This is a genomic window from Pseudomonas sp. NPDC096917 (assembly GCF_044762555.1).
In the GTDB taxonomy this organism is placed as follows: domain Bacteria; phylum Pseudomonadota; class Gammaproteobacteria; order Pseudomonadales; family Pseudomonadaceae; genus Aquipseudomonas.
In genome coordinates, this window is sequence record NZ_JBIWEO010000022.1 from 60,581 (window position 1) to 76,543 (window position 15,963).

General features: G+C 54.8%; 17 protein-coding genes. 4 read left to right on the plus strand and 13 right to left on the minus strand.

Translation table 11 applies throughout. The annotated features are described in order from the left end of the window. Positions 1-8 precede the first annotated feature (8 nt). Positions 9-659 carry a DUF1826 domain-containing protein gene (locus ACIQYF_RS20995; RefSeq protein WP_402865649.1) on the minus strand — a complete coding sequence of 217 codons (651 nt, stop codon included), beginning with the start codon at positions 657-659 and terminating at the stop codon, positions 9-11. Beyond that, positions 656-1,864, minus strand: coding sequence for a zinc metallochaperone GTPase ZigA (gene zigA, locus ACIQYF_RS21000; protein WP_402865651.1), 1,209 nt, complete (start codon positions 1,862-1,864; stop codon positions 656-658). The genes ACIQYF_RS20995 and zigA overlap by 4 nt, the downstream gene beginning before the upstream one ends. Positions 1,865-2,014: 150 nt before the next feature. Between zigA and folE2 the strand changes: the two genes are divergently transcribed. Further along, entirely contained in the window at positions 2,015-2,911 is an 897-nt protein-coding gene (folE2, locus tag ACIQYF_RS21005; protein WP_402865653.1) for a GTP cyclohydrolase FolE2, read from the plus strand. An 80-nt stretch (positions 2,912-2,991) separates the two neighbouring features. On the opposite strand, the gene ACIQYF_RS21010 is transcribed toward folE2, so the two are convergent. Next, positions 2,992-3,510: a DUF3617 domain-containing protein gene (locus ACIQYF_RS21010; RefSeq protein WP_402865655.1), complete on the minus strand. Its 519-nt coding sequence runs from the start codon at positions 3,508-3,510 to the stop codon at positions 2,992-2,994. A gap of 136 nt (positions 3,511-3,646) precedes the next feature. Between ACIQYF_RS21010 and cls the strand changes: the two genes are divergently transcribed. Together cls and ACIQYF_RS21020 are read left to right on the plus strand one after the other, a co-directional pair. After that, entirely contained in the window at positions 3,647-5,086 is a 1,440-nt protein-coding gene (cls, locus tag ACIQYF_RS21015) for a cardiolipin synthase (RefSeq protein WP_402865657.1), read from the plus strand. A gap of 135 nt (positions 5,087-5,221) precedes the next feature. Further along, positions 5,222-5,704 carry a hypothetical protein gene (locus ACIQYF_RS21020; RefSeq protein ID WP_402865659.1) on the plus strand — a complete coding sequence of 161 codons (483 nt, stop codon included), beginning with the start codon at positions 5,222-5,224 and terminating at the stop codon, positions 5,702-5,704. On the opposite strand, the gene cfaB is transcribed toward ACIQYF_RS21020, so the two are convergent. The 5 genes from cfaB to ACIQYF_RS21045 form a co-directional block, all read right to left on the minus strand. Further along, a complete protein-coding gene (gene cfaB, locus ACIQYF_RS21025) occupies positions 5,695-6,876 on the minus strand; it encodes a C17 cyclopropane fatty acid synthase CfaB (protein ID WP_402865661.1) in 1,182 nt (393 codons plus the stop codon). The genes ACIQYF_RS21020 and cfaB overlap by 10 nt on opposite strands. A 164-nt stretch (positions 6,877-7,040) precedes the next feature. Then, a complete protein-coding gene (locus ACIQYF_RS21030; RefSeq protein WP_402865683.1) occupies positions 7,041-7,217 on the minus strand; it encodes a hypothetical protein in 177 nt (58 codons plus the stop codon). Between the two features lie 299 nt (positions 7,218-7,516). Continuing rightward, positions 7,517-8,851 carry a serine hydrolase domain-containing protein gene (locus ACIQYF_RS21035; RefSeq protein WP_402865663.1) on the minus strand — a complete coding sequence of 445 codons (1,335 nt, stop codon included), beginning with the start codon at positions 8,849-8,851 and terminating at the stop codon, positions 7,517-7,519. A gap of 139 nt (positions 8,852-8,990) precedes the next feature. Then, entirely contained in the window at positions 8,991-9,167 is a 177-nt protein-coding gene (locus ACIQYF_RS21040) for a hypothetical protein (protein ID WP_402865665.1), read from the minus strand. A gap of 245 nt (positions 9,168-9,412) precedes the next feature. Beyond that, positions 9,413-9,778: a hypothetical protein gene (locus ACIQYF_RS21045; RefSeq protein ID WP_402865667.1), complete on the minus strand. Its 366-nt coding sequence runs from the start codon at positions 9,776-9,778 to the stop codon at positions 9,413-9,415. Positions 9,779-9,991: 213 nt separating this feature from the next. Between ACIQYF_RS21045 and ACIQYF_RS21050 the strand changes: the two genes are divergently transcribed. Next, positions 9,992-10,954, plus strand: a complete 963-nt coding sequence (locus ACIQYF_RS21050) for a GNAT family N-acetyltransferase (protein WP_402865669.1) — start codon at positions 9,992-9,994, stop codon at positions 10,952-10,954. A gap of 13 nt (positions 10,955-10,967) precedes the next feature. Here ACIQYF_RS21050 and glmS read toward each other — a convergent pair whose 3' ends face one another. The 5 genes from glmS to ACIQYF_RS21075 all read right to left on the minus strand — a co-directional run. Further along, complete coding sequence (glmS, locus tag ACIQYF_RS21055) at positions 10,968-12,803, minus strand: glutamine--fructose-6-phosphate transaminase (isomerizing) (protein WP_402865671.1); 1,836 nt, start codon at positions 12,801-12,803, stop codon at positions 10,968-10,970. A 9-nt stretch (positions 12,804-12,812) separates the two neighbouring features. Further along, entirely contained in the window at positions 12,813-13,580 is a 768-nt protein-coding gene (locus tag ACIQYF_RS21060) for a DeoR/GlpR family DNA-binding transcription regulator (RefSeq protein WP_402865673.1), read from the minus strand. A gap of 334 nt (positions 13,581-13,914) precedes the next feature. Then, a complete protein-coding gene (glmU, locus tag ACIQYF_RS21065; RefSeq protein ID WP_402865675.1) occupies positions 13,915-15,282 on the minus strand; it encodes a bifunctional UDP-N-acetylglucosamine diphosphorylase/glucosamine-1-phosphate N-acetyltransferase GlmU in 1,368 nt (455 codons plus the stop codon). A 115-nt stretch (positions 15,283-15,397) separates the two neighbouring features. Then, positions 15,398-15,817, minus strand: a complete 420-nt coding sequence (locus tag ACIQYF_RS21070) for a F0F1 ATP synthase subunit epsilon (RefSeq protein ID WP_402865679.1) — start codon at positions 15,815-15,817, stop codon at positions 15,398-15,400. 53 nt (positions 15,818-15,870) lie between these two features. Further along, a partial coding sequence (locus ACIQYF_RS21075) for a hypothetical protein (protein ID WP_402865681.1) occupies positions 15,871-15,963 on the minus strand: 93 nt, incomplete at its 5' end.

Below are 15,963 nucleotides of genomic sequence, written 5' to 3' on the forward strand. Positions count from 1 at the left end.
AATATGCCTCAGGCTAACCAATCCAGGGTCAAAATTAGCCGTCGCTCTCCGTCTCCCAAGGCTGGAGAACGGTGAATCAACCCCGCGCCCTCATTGCCCTGCCATTTCTCGCCCTTGAGCAAGGTCACCTCACCGGCCTGTATGCGCTCAATGTACGAAGGGTCGACTGGCTCTGTCTGCACTTGGCCCAAATGACGGCGTTCCATAACGCCTTCCTGCAGCCACTGACTGCCAGTCCCCACATACGTGGTAATTAGCCTTACAGGCACGTGGTCTACGTGAAACCGTGGGCACATCGCCTTATCCAAGGCCCTGAGACGCAGCCCAACACGTTTGGCGCCCAACAAGCAGGCATAGGCGCTGACGAGCCAGGAAACATCCGCAATGAAGCCCTCATAGCCTTCTAAGTCATTGAACCTCACAGCCAACCCTTTCAGATTGGGCGGGGTCTTTTCATCGACCACTTCAAGCACCACAGCGTCGGCTAGCGGCTCGTCGAGCGAGAGCAACAAAGCCGCAAAATTGCTGATATGCAACGGCAATTGCCGCTGCCAAATCGCCAGATTGATGTCGTCGTCCAAGATTCGCGCCATGACATCGGGCGTTTGCCCACACACGTGACCCACCAATGGTTGCGCAGTACGGGCCAGATTCATCATGCAGCCACCTCTTCGTGCCATTCGCCAAAGGGATCATTCAATTGCTTCCAACCCTCCACACCGAGGGCCATTTCCTGATCATTGAGCAAGCACGCGTCCAACTCGGCCGAAAGCAGGGCAAAGTCGATGTGCTGGCCGATAAACACCAATTCCTGCCGGCAATCAGCGGTATCCGGGAGCCATTTTTTAAGAATTTCGGCTTTGCTTTCCGGGTCTTGCGGCCATTGGTCGCGGGGCACAAAACGCCACCAGCGCCCGGCAAACCCGTAACGCATCAACCCGCCCGCCTGTGACCAGTTACCGGCCTCCTGGTGCTTGCTGGCCAGCCAGAAAAAACCTTTGGAGCGCAGCAATTTGCCATTGGTCCATGGGCGATCAATAAAGTTAAAAAAACGTTCGGGATGAAACGGCCGTCGTGCGCGATAGGCCGTGGAAGCAATGCCGTACTCCTCGGTTTCTGGCACATGCTGACCACGTAATTCTTGTAACCACCCCGGCGCCTGAGCGGCTCGCTCAAAATCAAAACGACCGGTATCGAGGATTTTTTTCAGTGGGACTTCGCCCATCACCATCGAGATGATTTCGGCCTGAGCGTTCAGACGCTCAAGAATGGCGATTAACTCCAGCCGCTCGACACTGCTGATGAGGTCGATCTTGCTGATCAAAATAACGTCAGCGAACTCGATCTGCTCTATCAGCAGGTCCGTGATCGAGCGCTCATCGTCTTCACCCAGGGTCTCACCACGCGAGGCCAAGCTTTCCGCGGCCTGATAGTCCTGCAAGAAATTCAGGCCATCCACCACCGTGACCATCGTATCCAGGCGGGCAATATCGGCCAGGCTTTGGCCCGATTCGTCACGAAAGGTGAACGTTTCTGCCACAGGCAGAGGCTCTGAAATACCCGTCGATTCGATCAATAAATAATCAAACCGGCCGTCTGTGGCCAACTTGCTGACCTCTTCCAACAAATCTTCACGCAGGGTGCAGCAGATACAGCCGTTGCTCATTTCCACCAATTTTTCTTCGGCGCGATTGAGGCTGACATCACGTTGCACTTCACCGCCATCAATATTGATTTCACTCATGTCATTGACGATGACGGCCACGCGCAAGTTTTCGCGGTTACGCAAAATGTAATTCAAGAGGGTGCTTTTTCCTGCACCGAGAAAACCAGACAACACGGTCACTGGTAGGCGTTTACGCATGGACGTTCCTCATCAGGTTTGGCAGGTCAAAGCGCCCGCTTGTTGGCGGAAGCCTTTTAGGCTTGCCGATAATGATACATTATAACAATACACCCCACCGAAATTGTTATTGTGTAACGCCAAACCCATTTTCCCGACGGAAGCCATTTTATGAACGCGCTAACCCTCCCTGATATTGCTTCGCAAAACGCTCGACAAATTGTTCCACTGGAATGGGTCGGGATGTGCGGTATTGCCCTGCCTATAGTGATTGAGGGCCAACGACTCACCGCTACAGTCGATGCGGGCGTGAGCCTGGATGACGGTGAGGCCCGGGGAATCCACATGTCTCGACTTTATCTAGCGCTCGAAGGACTAGAGTCGCAGGACCTGAACCCACTACTTTTGAAAAAAGTTTTGCAGCAGTTTCTCGACAGTCACGATGATCTATCGATCTGCGCCTACCTCCGTATTCACACACAGATGCTGCTAAGACGCCCGGCACTCGTCAGCCCATTGAGTGGCTGGAAGAGTTATCCAGTCAGCATCGATGCCTCTCTGAAAAACGGAATGTTCCACGTGGAACTAAAAGTGGAGGTGAGCTATTCCTCGACTTGTCCATGCTCAGCGGCCTTGGCCCGTCAACTTATTCAGCAGCAATTCATGAAAGACTTTGCCACTAAGCCATTGCAGCATGCGGAGGTATTAACGTGGCTTGGTAGTCCGCTCGGTATTGTTGCAACACCTCATAGCCAAAGAAGCACGGCGTATTTGCAGACGCGGCTCAGTGCAGATAGCCAGCAACTACCCATCAACGTGATCATTAATGAAGCAGAAAGCGCGTTGGGGACCGCCGTACAGACCGCCGTGAAGCGCGCCGACGAGCAAGCCTTTGCGTTGGCCAATGGTCAGAACTTGATGTTTTGCGAGGATGCAGCGCGTCGGTTGAATGTCGCGTTAAAGGCAGTGTCGGGCGTAAATGGCTTCAACGTGAAAGTGGTCCACGCAGAAAGTTTGCACAGCCATGATGCTGTGGCTGAGACTCGCTGGAACTGGAGCGCACGCTAATCGGCAGAACAACTCTGTTAGGTGCGCAATACTGATCACTGCAGGAGCGAGCAAGCTCGCTCCTGAAGGTCTGCTTGTTGTTAGCTGCGTGGTTTAACTGTTCCACAGTCTTGCCCAAGCCAAAGAGCACGTGTGTCCATACTGCCCTTCTGTTGAACACCGGTGGCATTGAAAGTACCCATCACCTGAGTGGTAAATTCACGATCGTTGGCGAATGTGGCTACCCCTGCACCTTGGGCTTTTGGGCAACTAAACCGGAACTTCCACTTATTTCCACTACGCTCAGTGATCTGCTGAGTACAACCGGACTTGGGGTCGGTAAGCGGAATGTCATCCGTCTTCACCTGATCGGGTGTGAGGCAAACCCGAATCCCTTTACCGCCCATGCTTAACCCCTGACTTTCCAGTTGCGCTTTCATCTCAGGGGTCATCATGTTCTGAAACTGACCTAACATTACCTGCAGGTCAGGAAGCTGTTGACCGTCCACCTGCATATTGCTGGAGGTCACTTCCCAAAGACCCGGTTGCAGCATTTGGGCTTGGGCTAAAGGGATGGATAAACCACAGGCTATAAACAGCCCAAGCAGACGAACATTCATCAATGTCACTCCTACGGAATTGTCCGCGTTAGACGTTAAAAAAAAGCGGGTGTTGCACTGAAAACCAAATAGCACATTCGCACTGAAACACGGTCTGTTGTACTTAGGCGTTGGGCATTCAGGAGAAAGGATACGCATGGATTATTTAGGACCACACGTTATTGGTTATCTGATTTTACTCATCCACAGCTTAGGCTTGATTGCAGCGGTGCATGCGGTATTGACGGTGCGAACAGCTCAGGGCTCGATTGCATGGGCCATGTCACTGTTCTTTATTCCCTACTTAACCCTCATCCCGTACCTGATATTTGGTCGCAGCACCTTTGACGATTACATTCGCGCCCGGCGCGATGCCAATCAGGAAATGCGTGAAGCCATCACCGACCTGAACTGGCGACCGTGGGTTGAAGAAGCGCTCGCTGCTCGAAACTCCAAAGCCTACGCATCGTTGCGTGCTATGCCAAAACTGGGGCGTATGCCGTGCCTGGCGAACAATAACGTACGCTTGCTGATCAATGGCACGGCCACCTTCGAGGCGATTTTTAGCGCCATTCGTTCGGCCAAAGAAGTGGTACTGGTTCAGTTCTTTATCATCCACAACGACAAACTTGGGATGCAGCTGCACGCCCTGCTGTTAGAGAAAGCCGCTGAAGGTGTGGCAGTCCATGTGCTGTACGACAGCATCGGCAGCCACTCCTTGCCGAAAAGCTACAGTGAAACCCTGCGCGCGGGCGGTGTTCAAACCTACGCATTTGCCACCCGCGGAGGCTGGATCAGTCGCTTCCAGGTGAACTTCCGAAACCATCGAAAAGTGGTGGTGGTGGATGGTGTGAAAGGGTTTGTCGGCGGCCACAACGTAGGCGACGAGTACCTCGGCTCCAAGCCGCCACTCTCGCCTTGGCGCGACACCCATGTCGAAGTTACTGGCCCTGTGGTGGCTTGCCTGCAGGAGTCTTTTGCTGAGGACTGGTTCTGGGCATCACGGCAATTGCCGCCGCTGATCCTACCGCCGAGTTATCCCGAAAGCGGCATGCTCTGCCAATTCATGGCCAGCGGGCCGGCGGATCCATACGAGACGTGCTCACTGTTCTTCGTCGAGGCCATTCACGCCGCCAATCAGCGGGTGTGGATAACCACGCCCTACTTTGTGCCGGACGAAGCGGTATTTTCGGCATTGCGCCTCGCCGTTCTGCGTGGGGTGGATGTGCGCATCCTGATCCCGTCTCGCCCCGACCATAAAATTGTCTTCGCGGCGTCCAGCCTGTATGCCTTCGAAGCGGTGCGAGCAGGCGTGCGCATCTTCCGTTATCAGCCCGGCTTCGTGCATCAGAAAGTGGTGCTGGTCGACAACGAAATAAGTGCCATTGGCAGCGCCAACATGGACAACCGTTCGTTCCGTCTCAACTTCGAAGTGATGTTGCTGACCGTCGACCAGGCGTTCGCGACCGAAGTGGAACACATGCTGCTGGATGACTTTGCCTTGGGTCACGAAATCACCAATGACGACATCAAGTCGACACACCGTTTACAGCAACTGGGTATGCGTGTGGCGCGTCTAGTTTCACCGGTTTTATAAGCACGCGTAGGAGATGTCTTTATCTGCGATCAGTAATGGCTGAAAAGCTTCCAGCAGTAAGACACAAGATTTGACCCTCCTTAAGCTGAAAAGCTCGGTGCAATGCCGAGCTTCTCAGCTTAAGGAGCAACACACATGAAATTTTCCCTGATGGGTCTTCTGTTTAGCATCACGTCGCTGGCCCATGCCGAATCAGCCCCGCAGCCCGTAAAGCCCTCTATTACTGTCGAGTTCGGAAAGCCAACGTACATTCACCGGTTGCACTACAAAAAGATGTACAGCGAGAAACCCTTTGAGCAGGCCATCCTCTACTACTACGACAATGGCCTGTACAAAATCATTTCTCCGGGGGAAAACCACTACGGTGCTTATGTGGTTGAAGGGGCGTTCACCGATGAGGAGTACAAAATCAGCTACATCTCATTCCCGTCATCTGACTGGGGAGGCAATGTGGCTCGTCATGATCTTGTCTTTAGAAAGAAGGGAATGATCTTCGAACAGAAAGCCCTGGCGCAGGTTGATCAAAACATCCCATTGCAACATGGGCTTTACCTCCAGGAAAAAAACGCTGAAGACAGCCCAGTTGCAATTACTTGGGATTCACACGGTCAGCGATAAATATCTGCGCGTGTCGGTGGCAATTCGATTGAGCCATCGGCATGCGGCTTGGTCGCCAGAATTTGATCGATGTTGATCCAGCCATGGGCAAAGGCATAGGCACAACCCGCCAGATACAGCCGCCAGATACGCAGGGCTTTTTCAGGCACCATCTTGGCAGCGACATCCAGATTGCTTTCAAGACGCTGGCTCCAATGCTCCAAGGTGCGCGCGTAATGCATGCGCAGGCTTTCGACATCGACCACTTCCAAACCGGCTTCACTGATCTCGGCGGTGATCATTGAAAGATGCGGCAGCTCGCCATTCGGGAAGACATAGCGATCGATAAAATCCCCTGCCCCACGACCCACCGGACGGCCATCCGTGTGCTTGGCGGTAATGCCATGGTTCATCACCAGGCCGCCTTCGCGTACAGCGTTGTGGAGGATTTCACAGTACTCACGCAGGTTGGCGTGCCCCACATGTTCAAACATGCCCACGCTGACGATTTTGTCGAAGCGGCCGTCTTGTGGCAGATCACGGTAGTCCAGCAGTTGCAGGTCAACTTTGTCTTGCAGGCCTTCGGCCTTGACGCGTTCAAGACCCAATGCCAGTTGTTCTTTGCTCAGGGTAATACCAAATACTTTGACCCCATATTCGCGCGCCGCGAAGCGCGCCAGACCACCCCAACCGCATCCCACGTCCAGTAAATACTCGCCCGGCTTCAGCCGCAACTTGCGGCACAACAGACGAAACTTGGCTTGCTGGGCTTCATCAAGAGTCTCGTCACCGGTTTCAAAATAGCCGCAGGAATAGGCCATATCGCGATCAAGCCACAACTGATAGAAGTCGTTGGACAGGTCGTAATGGTAAGAAATAGAGGCCGCATCGGTTTCTTTGTCGTGGTGCACGCGCGAAGGCAGGGTGACATCCTCCGGCACCAGCGCTTGGCTTAGCTCATCACAGAGGCGAATCACTTCGCTGATAGAACCCTCAAGCTCAAGTTTGCCCTCGACAAACGCACTGCCCAATAGGTCAAGACTGGGGTGTGTAAACTCCGCCACTAGCTGTGGGTCCTTGACCACAATCGTGACACTGGGCTCCGGCCCCAAATTGAATTCGTGTCCGTCCCAAAGTTTTAGCCGTAATGGAAGCTGAAGTTTCTGTAAAGCTGGTGGCAGTTGCGCAAGCATCAGTGATTCCCCCTTCATTCAGAACAACGAAACTATAGGTTAGACGATAAGCGGAAAATTTCAGCTCCAGGAGCAGAAAGGCTGAGTCTAGAGCCGGTGCAATCAACTTGGTGGCTGAGGGTGAGTCACGCTGGCAGGTGCCTCCAGGGGTTCATGAAAACGCCTCAGCGGCAACAATGGCCAGCCAGTTGCAACAGCGGTGAGTGGTCTGCGTGCTCGGTTTCAATCGCTTGCAGACGCAAAGTGGCATAGGTCAGGGCTCCGGTTTTATCCACCACCAATGACGTCGGGTACGCCAGCTCCTCAAGGCCACCCTCCTCGGCATCTAAATCGACACGCATGGAGGCTCCACTATTTGAAATATATAGCTCCGATATAACAAACAATGTGAAACTTCTGCGGGCTGGCAGCGATCTTCATCTTGGGGTGTGCGCAAGGTCTTAGAGGGGCGACAGTCCGCCATGGCGCGTTATAGGGGGGCTGCACGCCGATAACGTTGTAGCCTATGCCGCAGGCTACTTTGGGTAGGGTTTGGTTGTGCAGTGACCCCAGCTTTGAAGGTCCTGGGGCCCCCTTATCGCCGCCTGCGGCAGCGACTACACAGTCGGTGCATCAACACCGGCACGACCAAACCCTGGCGTTATTGCGGGTGCGCGATCAACTGTTTAGCCAAGGCCTCGAAGGCCGGGATGGTGACCGGGTCGTTGGCCGAGTTGCTGGCAATCGGGTTGGACGCATAGCGTACGATCACCATTTCGGCTTTAGGGTCGATGTAAGTACGCTGACCGTAAACACCCCGCGCCATGAATGCGCCATCCGCGTTGTGGGTCACCCACCACATGTCACGATAGCTGCCGCCTTTGAGCAGGTCGTAACCGCCCTTGGCAAACGCGGCTTTATCGCCGCCGGCACGAATATCATCGACCACCGCCTTGGGCACGATTTGCTCGCCCAGGTACTGGCCGTTGTTGCGGATCATCTCGCCAAATCGCGCCATATCCCGCAGCCCGGTGTTCAACCCTCCGCCTGCGAACGGAGTGCCGATGGAGTCGACGCTGAAGTACGCATCCTGTTCAGCACCAAGGCGCTGCCAGATTTTTTCCGACAACAGCTGCGCCACATTCTTGCCGGTTACCCGCGCAATCACCCAGCCCAGCACATCGGTGTTCACCGTTTTATAAGCGAAGGCCTGACCGTGTTCACCCTCTGGCTGAACAGTCTGCAAATACTCCATGTAACTTTGCGGCCCTGTGTAGTCCTTGGGTTTTGGCAGTGGATTGCCCGCCTGCGCATGTTTCCAGACTTCTGCGTTCGGGTCGGCATAATCTTCGCTGTATTTGAGCCCGGTGGTCATGTCCAGTACTTGGCGCAGCGTTGCGCTGCCAAAGGCTGACGTGGCCAATTCCGGCACATACTCGACCACTTTTTTTGTGGCATCCAAGGTGCCATCAGCCACCAGCATGGCGCCCATGGTACCCACTACCGATTTGGTCATTGACATGGCGGCGTGCTGACCTTCAGGGGTCAACACACCAAAATAACGCTCATAAATAATTTTTCCGCGGTGCAGCACCACAATACCGTCGGTGTAGTTGGCCGCCAGAGATTGCTCCCACGTCATCGGCTGGCTGGCGCCCAGCGGTATAAAGGTCAGGGCGTCGATATCTGAGCGCAAGGCGCGCGGCAGCGGGACAGGAGCACCCAGCCCGCGGGACACATTGGTGGTGGGCATCAATTGGCGGAAGTTGGAAACACTCCAGCGCATGGCCGGAAACTGGAAATAACTGCCATCGGCAAAACGCACAATGCGATCCGGTGGCGGTGGCGCGCCGACCATCCAGCCCATCGTCTTGGGATCACTGGCGGCGGCATCGGGGTACGTGGTTTTATCGGCGGCACAAGCGATGGAAGCCGCCAGGCAAGACAGTAAAAAAACCGCGCCGGTGCGGCCGGGTTTAAAAAAATGCTTAAACATACAAACGCCTCAGTAAAGGAACGAAACCCGGCTCAACAACAGAACTGAATGTTCCATTTCAGTTCTACGCCGAACGTAACCCTGCAGGGAGAGAGGTTAGTGCGTATCGTCCGGGTAGGGCTTTTGAATTTAGGCGGATTCAAATTTTTATTTTTTCGATCAGCGCTTCCAGTTGATGGAAATCGCTGTACAGGTTTCTTTCCTTGCACCAGATCATGTCCAGGGTGAAGGCCGGAAATCCAGCGGGCGGCTTGAGGATGTTTATCTGTGGAGGCAGATGCAAAGTCGCCAATAGTTTTTCACGCTGGATAAGCACACAAAAGAATCTTCGCAGAGGCTTTTGTAGCTCAGCAGCGGGTGTCGTTGGTGATAGCCCGCACCGAAACCAAAACAGACATCGGTATCGCCCGCCAGCAAATCATTGATCGGTAGATCTTTACCCAGACGACTCACGTTCAGGGACCAATTGCGCCCAACCGAGCGCACCTGCTGGTTGGTGTGAAGCATGTTTATTCCTTGTCGGGTTTAGGTGCAGGATTCACTCAACCCTGACAGCACGCTTCAAGGGTCCAGCTCAACATAGCTCGACTCCCCTCCTCCGGTCGCGCCTGACAGCCAGCCCCATACGAAAGCCAACGTGGTACGCCCTGCGTGATCAACGCCTACCGTGCCACGGGACCAGCCGGCAAGCAGCTCACCTTCAGTGGTGATGCACTGATAAAGAAGCTCAATGGTGTCGGGGCCAGTCGCGCGTCCGACCAGATGCCCTTGGTGAATATGACCGCCCTGGTAAGTGCCTGTAATCGCATGATCCTCAACGTGGTAGTGAAACACGGTGCTGACATCGGATAACCCGTGAGCGTTTTGCGCAACTGCAAAGCGGCGATTATTCATGCGCTCGCTGATGTGAGAAAAGGCAGTGTTCATCAATTATTAACCTCCCGATAACCTTCAACCCGAACCGCGGGTCGAATGCGGTACTGAACTTAGCGCATTAAAAAATTGCGAAGAGCGCTCGTATTTCCGGGCCTGCAGCCCTGTAAAAACACACCGAAGACGGTCGCCCCCCTCCCAAAAGCAGGTTCGGATTCGGCATTACTCACGATATGTCTTAAAGTAGCCGGTTGCCGAAGAACCGTCATGAACAGAGCCATGAAGGGCTTCCATTCTTTACAAATAAGTGTGGTTAAGATGAATAAGCCTTTCATTTCGCTGTGCCCTGAAATTACTCGTGCGCACGCGCTGACGTTGATGGATTGGTTGGAGGATGAGCGCGTCACCTGCTATCTGAGCGATTCGCGCCATGTCTCCCGCACCCTTGAACAAGCCATTGATCGGACTCAATTGCCGATCCTGAGCCACCTATTCAACCAGGGCGGTCGGTTCTTCATGGCCTTTGACAGGCATGACGCCCCGGTGGGTTTTGTCCGTCTAATCAAAACCGGCCCCGATTGCGAGATAGTCCTAGTCATCGGAGACAGCGAGAAATGGGGCCGAAACCTTGGTGCCCGCACGATCCAAGAAGGCATGAAACTGGCATTCCTCGACATGCGGGCCAAAAAACTCATCGCCAAGATTCACCCGGACAACACGCGCTCGCTGAAAGCCTTTCTGCGCAGCGGGTTTGTACTTGAGAGCGAAACGCCGACATTGAAGTCATTTTCCATGACGGCGGGGCGCTATCTCCAGCTCTTGCGCGAAGGCGCGGTTGGCGACTCCACCCGGATCTACATCACTGAAATCGATAAGGCCAGGCTCGAGACTCTCATCGTGCTTGAGCAAGGCCCGGCCGTTGTTGAACTCGAACATGAGCTTGAGCGAGCCATTGTCGTCAAGCCGCAGCAGGTGGCGGGCAATGTCGTCACGATGAATTCCAGAGCCTTGCTGCAACTGGACGGCGAAGAGATCGAAGTGGCCTTGGTCTACCCGCAAGACGCAGACAGTCATGCAGGGAAGCACTCCGTGTATTCCGACATCGGCGCCGCCATCCTGGGCTATCAGGAGGGTGACGCCATCGACTGGCGAATTTCAGATCGGACCCGCCGGATTGAGATCAGGAAAGTGCTCTACCAGCCAGAGGCTGCGGGCGACTTCCACCTCTAAGTCACGGCAGACGTTATTCCACGGTGACCGATTTAGCCAGGTTACGCGGCTGATCCACGTCGGTGCCTTTGAGCACGGCAACGTAGTACGACAGCAGTTGCAGCGGGATAGTGTAGAGAATCGGAGCCAGTACATCGTGGATGTGCGGCATGTTGATCACGTGTGTGCCTTCGCCATTGCTCATGCCAGCTTGCTCGTCAGCAAACACGATCAACTCACCACCGCGGGCGCGAACTTCTTGCAGGTTGGACTTCAATTTTTCCAACAGTTCATTGTTCGGCGCAACGGTCACTACCGGCATGTCGTTATCCACAAGGGCCAGTGGGCCGTGTTTCAACTCACCGGCTGGGTACGCTTCGGCGTGGATGTACGAAATTTCTTTAAGCTTGAGTGCTCCTTCCATCGCCACCGGGAACTGAGCACCCCGGCCCAGGAACAAGGTGTGGTGCTTGTCGGCAAACAGCTCGGCGACTTTTTCTACGGTGGCGTCCATCGCCAGTGCTTCACCCAGGCGGGCTGGCAGGCGACGCAGTTCTTCAACCAGTTGCGCTTCAACACCAGCTTCCAGCGTGCCGCGAACCTGACCCAGAGACAGGGTCAGCAACAGCAAGCCCACCAACTGAGTGGTGAAGGCTTTGGTCGATGCCACACCAATTTCACGACCGGCCTGGGTCAGCAGAGTGAGGTCAGATTCGCGTACCAAGGAACTGATGCCAACGTTACAAATCGCCAGGCTGGCGAGGAAACCCAGTTCTTTGGCGTTACGCAGGGCGGCCAAAGTGTCGGCTGTTTCGCCCGACTGTGAAATCGATACGAACAAGGTATCGGGCTGGACCACCACTTTGCGATAACGGAACTCACTGGCCACTTCAACCTGGCATGGAATACCGGCCAGCGCTTCAAGCCAGTAACGAGCGACCATCCCCGCGTGATAGCTGGTACCGCAGGCGACGATCTGAACATTGCGCACTTTGGCGAACAATTCAGCAGCCTGTGGACCAAACGCCTGAACCAGAACGTGGTCCTGACCCAGACGGTTTTCCAGGGTGCGTTGCACCACGCTTGGTTGCTCGTGAATTTCTTTGAGCATGTAGTGACGGAACTCGCCTTTGTCGGCAGCTTCAGCACCATCGCGGTATTGCACGGCTTCGCGTTGAACGGTTTTGCCGTTTACGTCCCAGATCTGCACACTGTCACGGCGGATTTCAGCGATGTCGCCTTCTTCCAGGTACATGAAGCGATCAGTCACTTGGCGCAATGCCAATTGATCGGACGCCAGGAAGTTTTCACCCAGCCCCAAACCAATGACCAGCGGACTGCCACTGCGAGCGGCGACCAGGCGATCAGGTTGCTTGGCATTGATAACGGCCAGACCGTAAGCACCATGCAATTCTTTGACCGTGGCCTTCAAGGCTTCGGTCAGGTCGTTTTGCTCTTTGAGTTTGTGGTTCAGCAGGTGAGCAATGACTTCGGTATCGGTGTCCGAAGTAAATACATAACCCAGGCCTTTGAGCTGTGCGCGCAAGGCTTCATGGTTTTCGATGATGCCGTTGTGCACAACGGCCAGATCAGAACCCGAAAAATGCGGGTGAGCATTGCGCTCGCACGGCGCGCCGTGGGTAGCCCAACGGGTGTGCGCAATGCCCAGGCGGCCCATTAGTGGTTCACCGGCCAGTGCTTGTTCCAGCTCGGCTACTTTGCCGTTGCGACGTACTCGCTCCAGCGTGCCGTTGTTGGTAAACACGGCCACACCGGCACTGTCATAGCCGCGGTATTCAAGACGTTTCAAGCCTTCGAGCAGAATGGCCGTGATATTGCGTTCAGCAACTGCGCCAACGATGCCACACATAAAGTTCTCCTAACCAAGGGCGGCGCATAACAGTGTTATGCCCCGGGCCTGGATCTGTTCGCGTGCCTCAAGCGGCAAGCGATCATCGGTAATAAGGGTATGGACACTGCTCCAGGGCAGTTCCAGGTTCGGTATTTTGCGTCCGATCTTGTCGGACTCAACCATCACAATCACTTCACGCGCGACTTCAGCCATGACCCGGCTCAGACCCAACAATTCATTAAACGTTGTCGTGCCCCGCTGCAGGTCGATACCGTCAGCGCCGATAAACAATTGATCGAAGTCGTAAGAACGCAACACCTGTTCGGCAACCTGCCCCTGAAAGGACTCGGAATGGGGGTCCCACGTGCCGCCAGTCATCAACAGCACAGGCTCATGCTCAAGTTCACTGAGCGCGTTGGCCACGTGTAAGGAGTTGGTCATCACCACAAGGCCCGGTTGCAGACCCAGCTGGGGAATCATCGAAGCGGTGGTGCTGCCGCTATCGATAATGATGCGCGCATGTTCTTTAATCAGGCCGACTGCCGCACGGGCAATGGCTTGTTTATAAAGAGAAACCGGCTGAGGGACATCGCTCACCAGTTCTTGCGGCATGGTAATGGCGCCGCCGTAACGACGCAGTAACAAGCCATTACTTTCGAGTGCCGCCAGATCCTTGCGAATCGTAACCTCGGAGGTTTCGAAACGCTTGGCCAATTCATCCACACTGACTTCACCCAGCTCTGTAAGCAAGGCCAGGATGTTGTGTCTGCGCTGGGGCGTGTTGCGTTTAGACATAACGACTCTAAGTTTCGTTTCGAAAGATAACGAAAGCAATGAAACCCTATCTCGAAATAGTCGTCAAGAAATTGTTGGAGATTATTTTTGTGGATAACTCACTTAGAGCACCGTCTGCCGGGGTAATGATCGGTCATTTTTGACCAATGAAATCGGAGCTTATCCACAGGCCATTGATATCACTTTGCGTAACATCTTGATTTAGAACAGTTATACGATGACTTAAATCTCTAACACTTCGCTTGCCAGCCTTGTGGATAATTTTTGGCCTCGCACTCTTTTGAAGATCAAAAGAGCGCGAGGCAAGCTCGCGCCTGCAGGAAGGAGGGTTCAGTTACGCCTTCGGCAGTTTTACCGGGCGTTTCCAGCCATCGATATTGCGCTGGCGCGCCCGACCCACGGCCAGTTGCTCCGCTGCCACGTGTTGGTTGATGGTCGAACCGGCGGCAGTGGTCGCCCCATTGGAGATATCCACAGGCGCGACCAAGGAGTTGTTGGAACCGATGAACACGTCTGCGCCCAGCACGGTCTTCCACTTGTTCGCGCCATCGTAGTTGCAAGTGATGGTGCCCGCTCCAATGTTGGTGCGCGGCCCTACTTCGGCATCCCCCAAGTACGTCAGGTGTCCACACTTGGCATCTTCGCCGAGGTGGGCATTTTTCAACTCAACGAAGTTACCCACATGGGCACGCGCATCGAGCACGCTGCCCGGACGCAAGCGAGCGAAAGGACCGGCATCGCTGCCCTCGCCCATGACTGCACCGTCGAGGTGGCTGTTGGCTTTGACCACGACGCCTTTGCGCAAGGTGCTGTCTTTGATCACACAGTTAGGACCAATCACTACGCCGTCTTCGATCACCACGCGACCTTCAAGAATCACGTTGATGTCGATCAGCACATCACGACCGACGGTCACTTCGCCGCGCACATCGAAACGCGCGGGATCGCGCAAAGTCACACCGAGGGCCATCAGTCGACGACCTTCACGAAGCTGGTAATGACGCTCCAGTTCGCTGAGCTGTTTACGGTCATTGGCGCCCTGCACTTCCATGGGGTCATGGGCGTGTTCAGTGGCCACCACCAAACCATCGTTAACCGCCATCGCGATCACGTCGGTCAGGTAGTACTCGCCTTGGGCGTTATTGTTCGACAGGCGGCTCATCCAGTCAGCCAGACGCGCAGTCGGCAACGCGAGAATCCCGGTGTTGCCTTCGGTGATCGCACGCTGCTCATCGGTTGCATCTTTATGCTCGACGATGGCGCTGACGTTGCCGACTGCATCGCGCACGATCCGGCCATATCCGGTCGGATCTGCCAGGTTGACGGTCAGCAAGCCCAGTTGCTCGGGAGCTACCTGCTTGAGCAAACGCTGCAACGTATCCACTTCGATCAGCGGCACATCGCCGTACAGGATCAATACGTTTTCTGCCGTCAAAAACGGCAAGGCCTGGGCCACCGCATGACCGGTACCCAGTTGCTTGTCTTGAAGTACGAAGTTCAGGTCATCGGCGGCCAAGCGTTCGCGGACCAGTTCCGCACCGTGGCCGATGACCACGTGAATTCGGGTCGGCTTAAGCTGGCGGGCGCTGTGGATAACATGCCCGAGCATGGAGTTGCCAGCCACGGGGTGCAGAACCTTGGGCAAGGCCGAACGCATGCGGGTGCCCTGACCTGCGGCGAGAATAACAATATCGAGAGACATGACTGGCTACCAATCCTGGGTGGTCAGCGACTGCGACCAAAAAGTAATTCGCGGAAAAAGAAAAAGGGTAGCCGAGGCTACCCTTTTTAATCAATCGCACAATGAAGCAGGACGCTTAACCGCCGAACTTCTTGCGGATTTGCTGGACGGTGCGCAGCTGAGCTGCGGCCTCGGCCAGACGTGCAGCAGCAGATCCGTAATCGAAATCTGCGCCTTTTTCGTTCAGGGCCTTCTCGGCAGCTTTAACAGCTGCTTGAGCGGAGGCTTCATCCAGGTCGGCAGCGCGTTGCACGGTGTCGGCAAGTACCTTGACCATGTTCGGCTGAACCTCGAGGAAACCACCAGAGATGTAAAACACCTCGGCTTCGCCACCCTGTTTGATCAGGCGGATCGGACCTGGGTTCAGACTAGTGATCAACGGAGCGTGGCCCAGAGCGATACCAAGATCACCCAGTGCACCGTGCGCAATCACCATCTCAACCAGACCGGAAAAGATTTCTCCTTCCGCGCTGACGATATCGCAATGGACTGTCATATTAGCCATCTGATTGCCTCAACCTGATTAGCGCCCGTTTCCGGGCGCCCGAATTACAGTTTCTTGGCTTTCTCGATCGCTTCTTCGATGCCGCCGACCATGTAGAACGCTTGTTCTGGCAGGTGGTCGTAGTCACCGTTGAGGAT

What these genes read in the sequence shown, in the direction of transcription:
- folE2 (WP_402865653.1), top strand. Translation starts at nt 2,015, where the DNA reads ATGAACGCGCTAACCCTCCCTGATATTGCTTCGCAAAACGCTCGACAA.
- glmU (WP_402865675.1), bottom strand. Translation starts at nt 15,282, where the DNA reads ATGTCTCTCGATATTGTTATTCTCGCCGCAGGTCAGGGCACCCGCATG.
- ACIQYF_RS21020 (WP_402865659.1), top strand. Translation starts at nt 5,222, where the DNA reads ATGAAATTTTCCCTGATGGGTCTTCTGTTTAGCATCACGTCGCTGGCC.
- ACIQYF_RS21050 (WP_402865669.1), top strand. Translation starts at nt 9,992, where the DNA reads ATGAACAGAGCCATGAAGGGCTTCCATTCTTTACAAATAAGTGTGGTT.
- zigA (WP_402865651.1), bottom strand. Translation starts at nt 1,864, where the DNA reads ATGCGTAAACGCCTACCAGTGACCGTGTTGTCTGGTTTTCTCGGTGCA.
- ACIQYF_RS21010 (WP_402865655.1), bottom strand. Translation starts at nt 3,510, where the DNA reads ATGAATGTTCGTCTGCTTGGGCTGTTTATAGCCTGTGGTTTATCCATC.
- glmS (WP_402865671.1), bottom strand. Translation starts at nt 12,803, where the DNA reads ATGTGTGGCATCGTTGGCGCAGTTGCTGAACGCAATATCACGGCCATT.
- ACIQYF_RS21030 (WP_402865683.1), bottom strand. Translation starts at nt 7,217, where the DNA reads ATGCGTGTCGATTTAGATGCCGAGGAGGGTGGCCTTGAGGAGCTGGCG.
- ACIQYF_RS20995 (WP_402865649.1), bottom strand. Translation starts at nt 659, where the DNA reads ATGATGAATCTGGCCCGTACTGCGCAACCATTGGTGGGTCACGTGTGT.
- ACIQYF_RS21035 (WP_402865663.1), bottom strand. Translation starts at nt 8,851, where the DNA reads ATGTTTAAGCATTTTTTTAAACCCGGCCGCACCGGCGCGGTTTTTTTA.
- cls (WP_402865657.1), top strand. Translation starts at nt 3,647, where the DNA reads ATGGATTATTTAGGACCACACGTTATTGGTTATCTGATTTTACTCATC.
- cfaB (WP_402865661.1), bottom strand. Translation starts at nt 6,876, where the DNA reads ATGCTTGCGCAACTGCCACCAGCTTTACAGAAACTTCAGCTTCCATTA.
- ACIQYF_RS21060 (WP_402865673.1), bottom strand. Translation starts at nt 13,580, where the DNA reads ATGTCTAAACGCAACACGCCCCAGCGCAGACACAACATCCTGGCCTTG.
- ACIQYF_RS21045 (WP_402865667.1), bottom strand. Translation starts at nt 9,778, where the DNA reads ATGAACACTGCCTTTTCTCACATCAGCGAGCGCATGAATAATCGCCGC.
- ACIQYF_RS21070 (WP_402865679.1), bottom strand. Translation starts at nt 15,817, where the DNA reads ATGACAGTCCATTGCGATATCGTCAGCGCGGAAGGAGAAATCTTTTCC.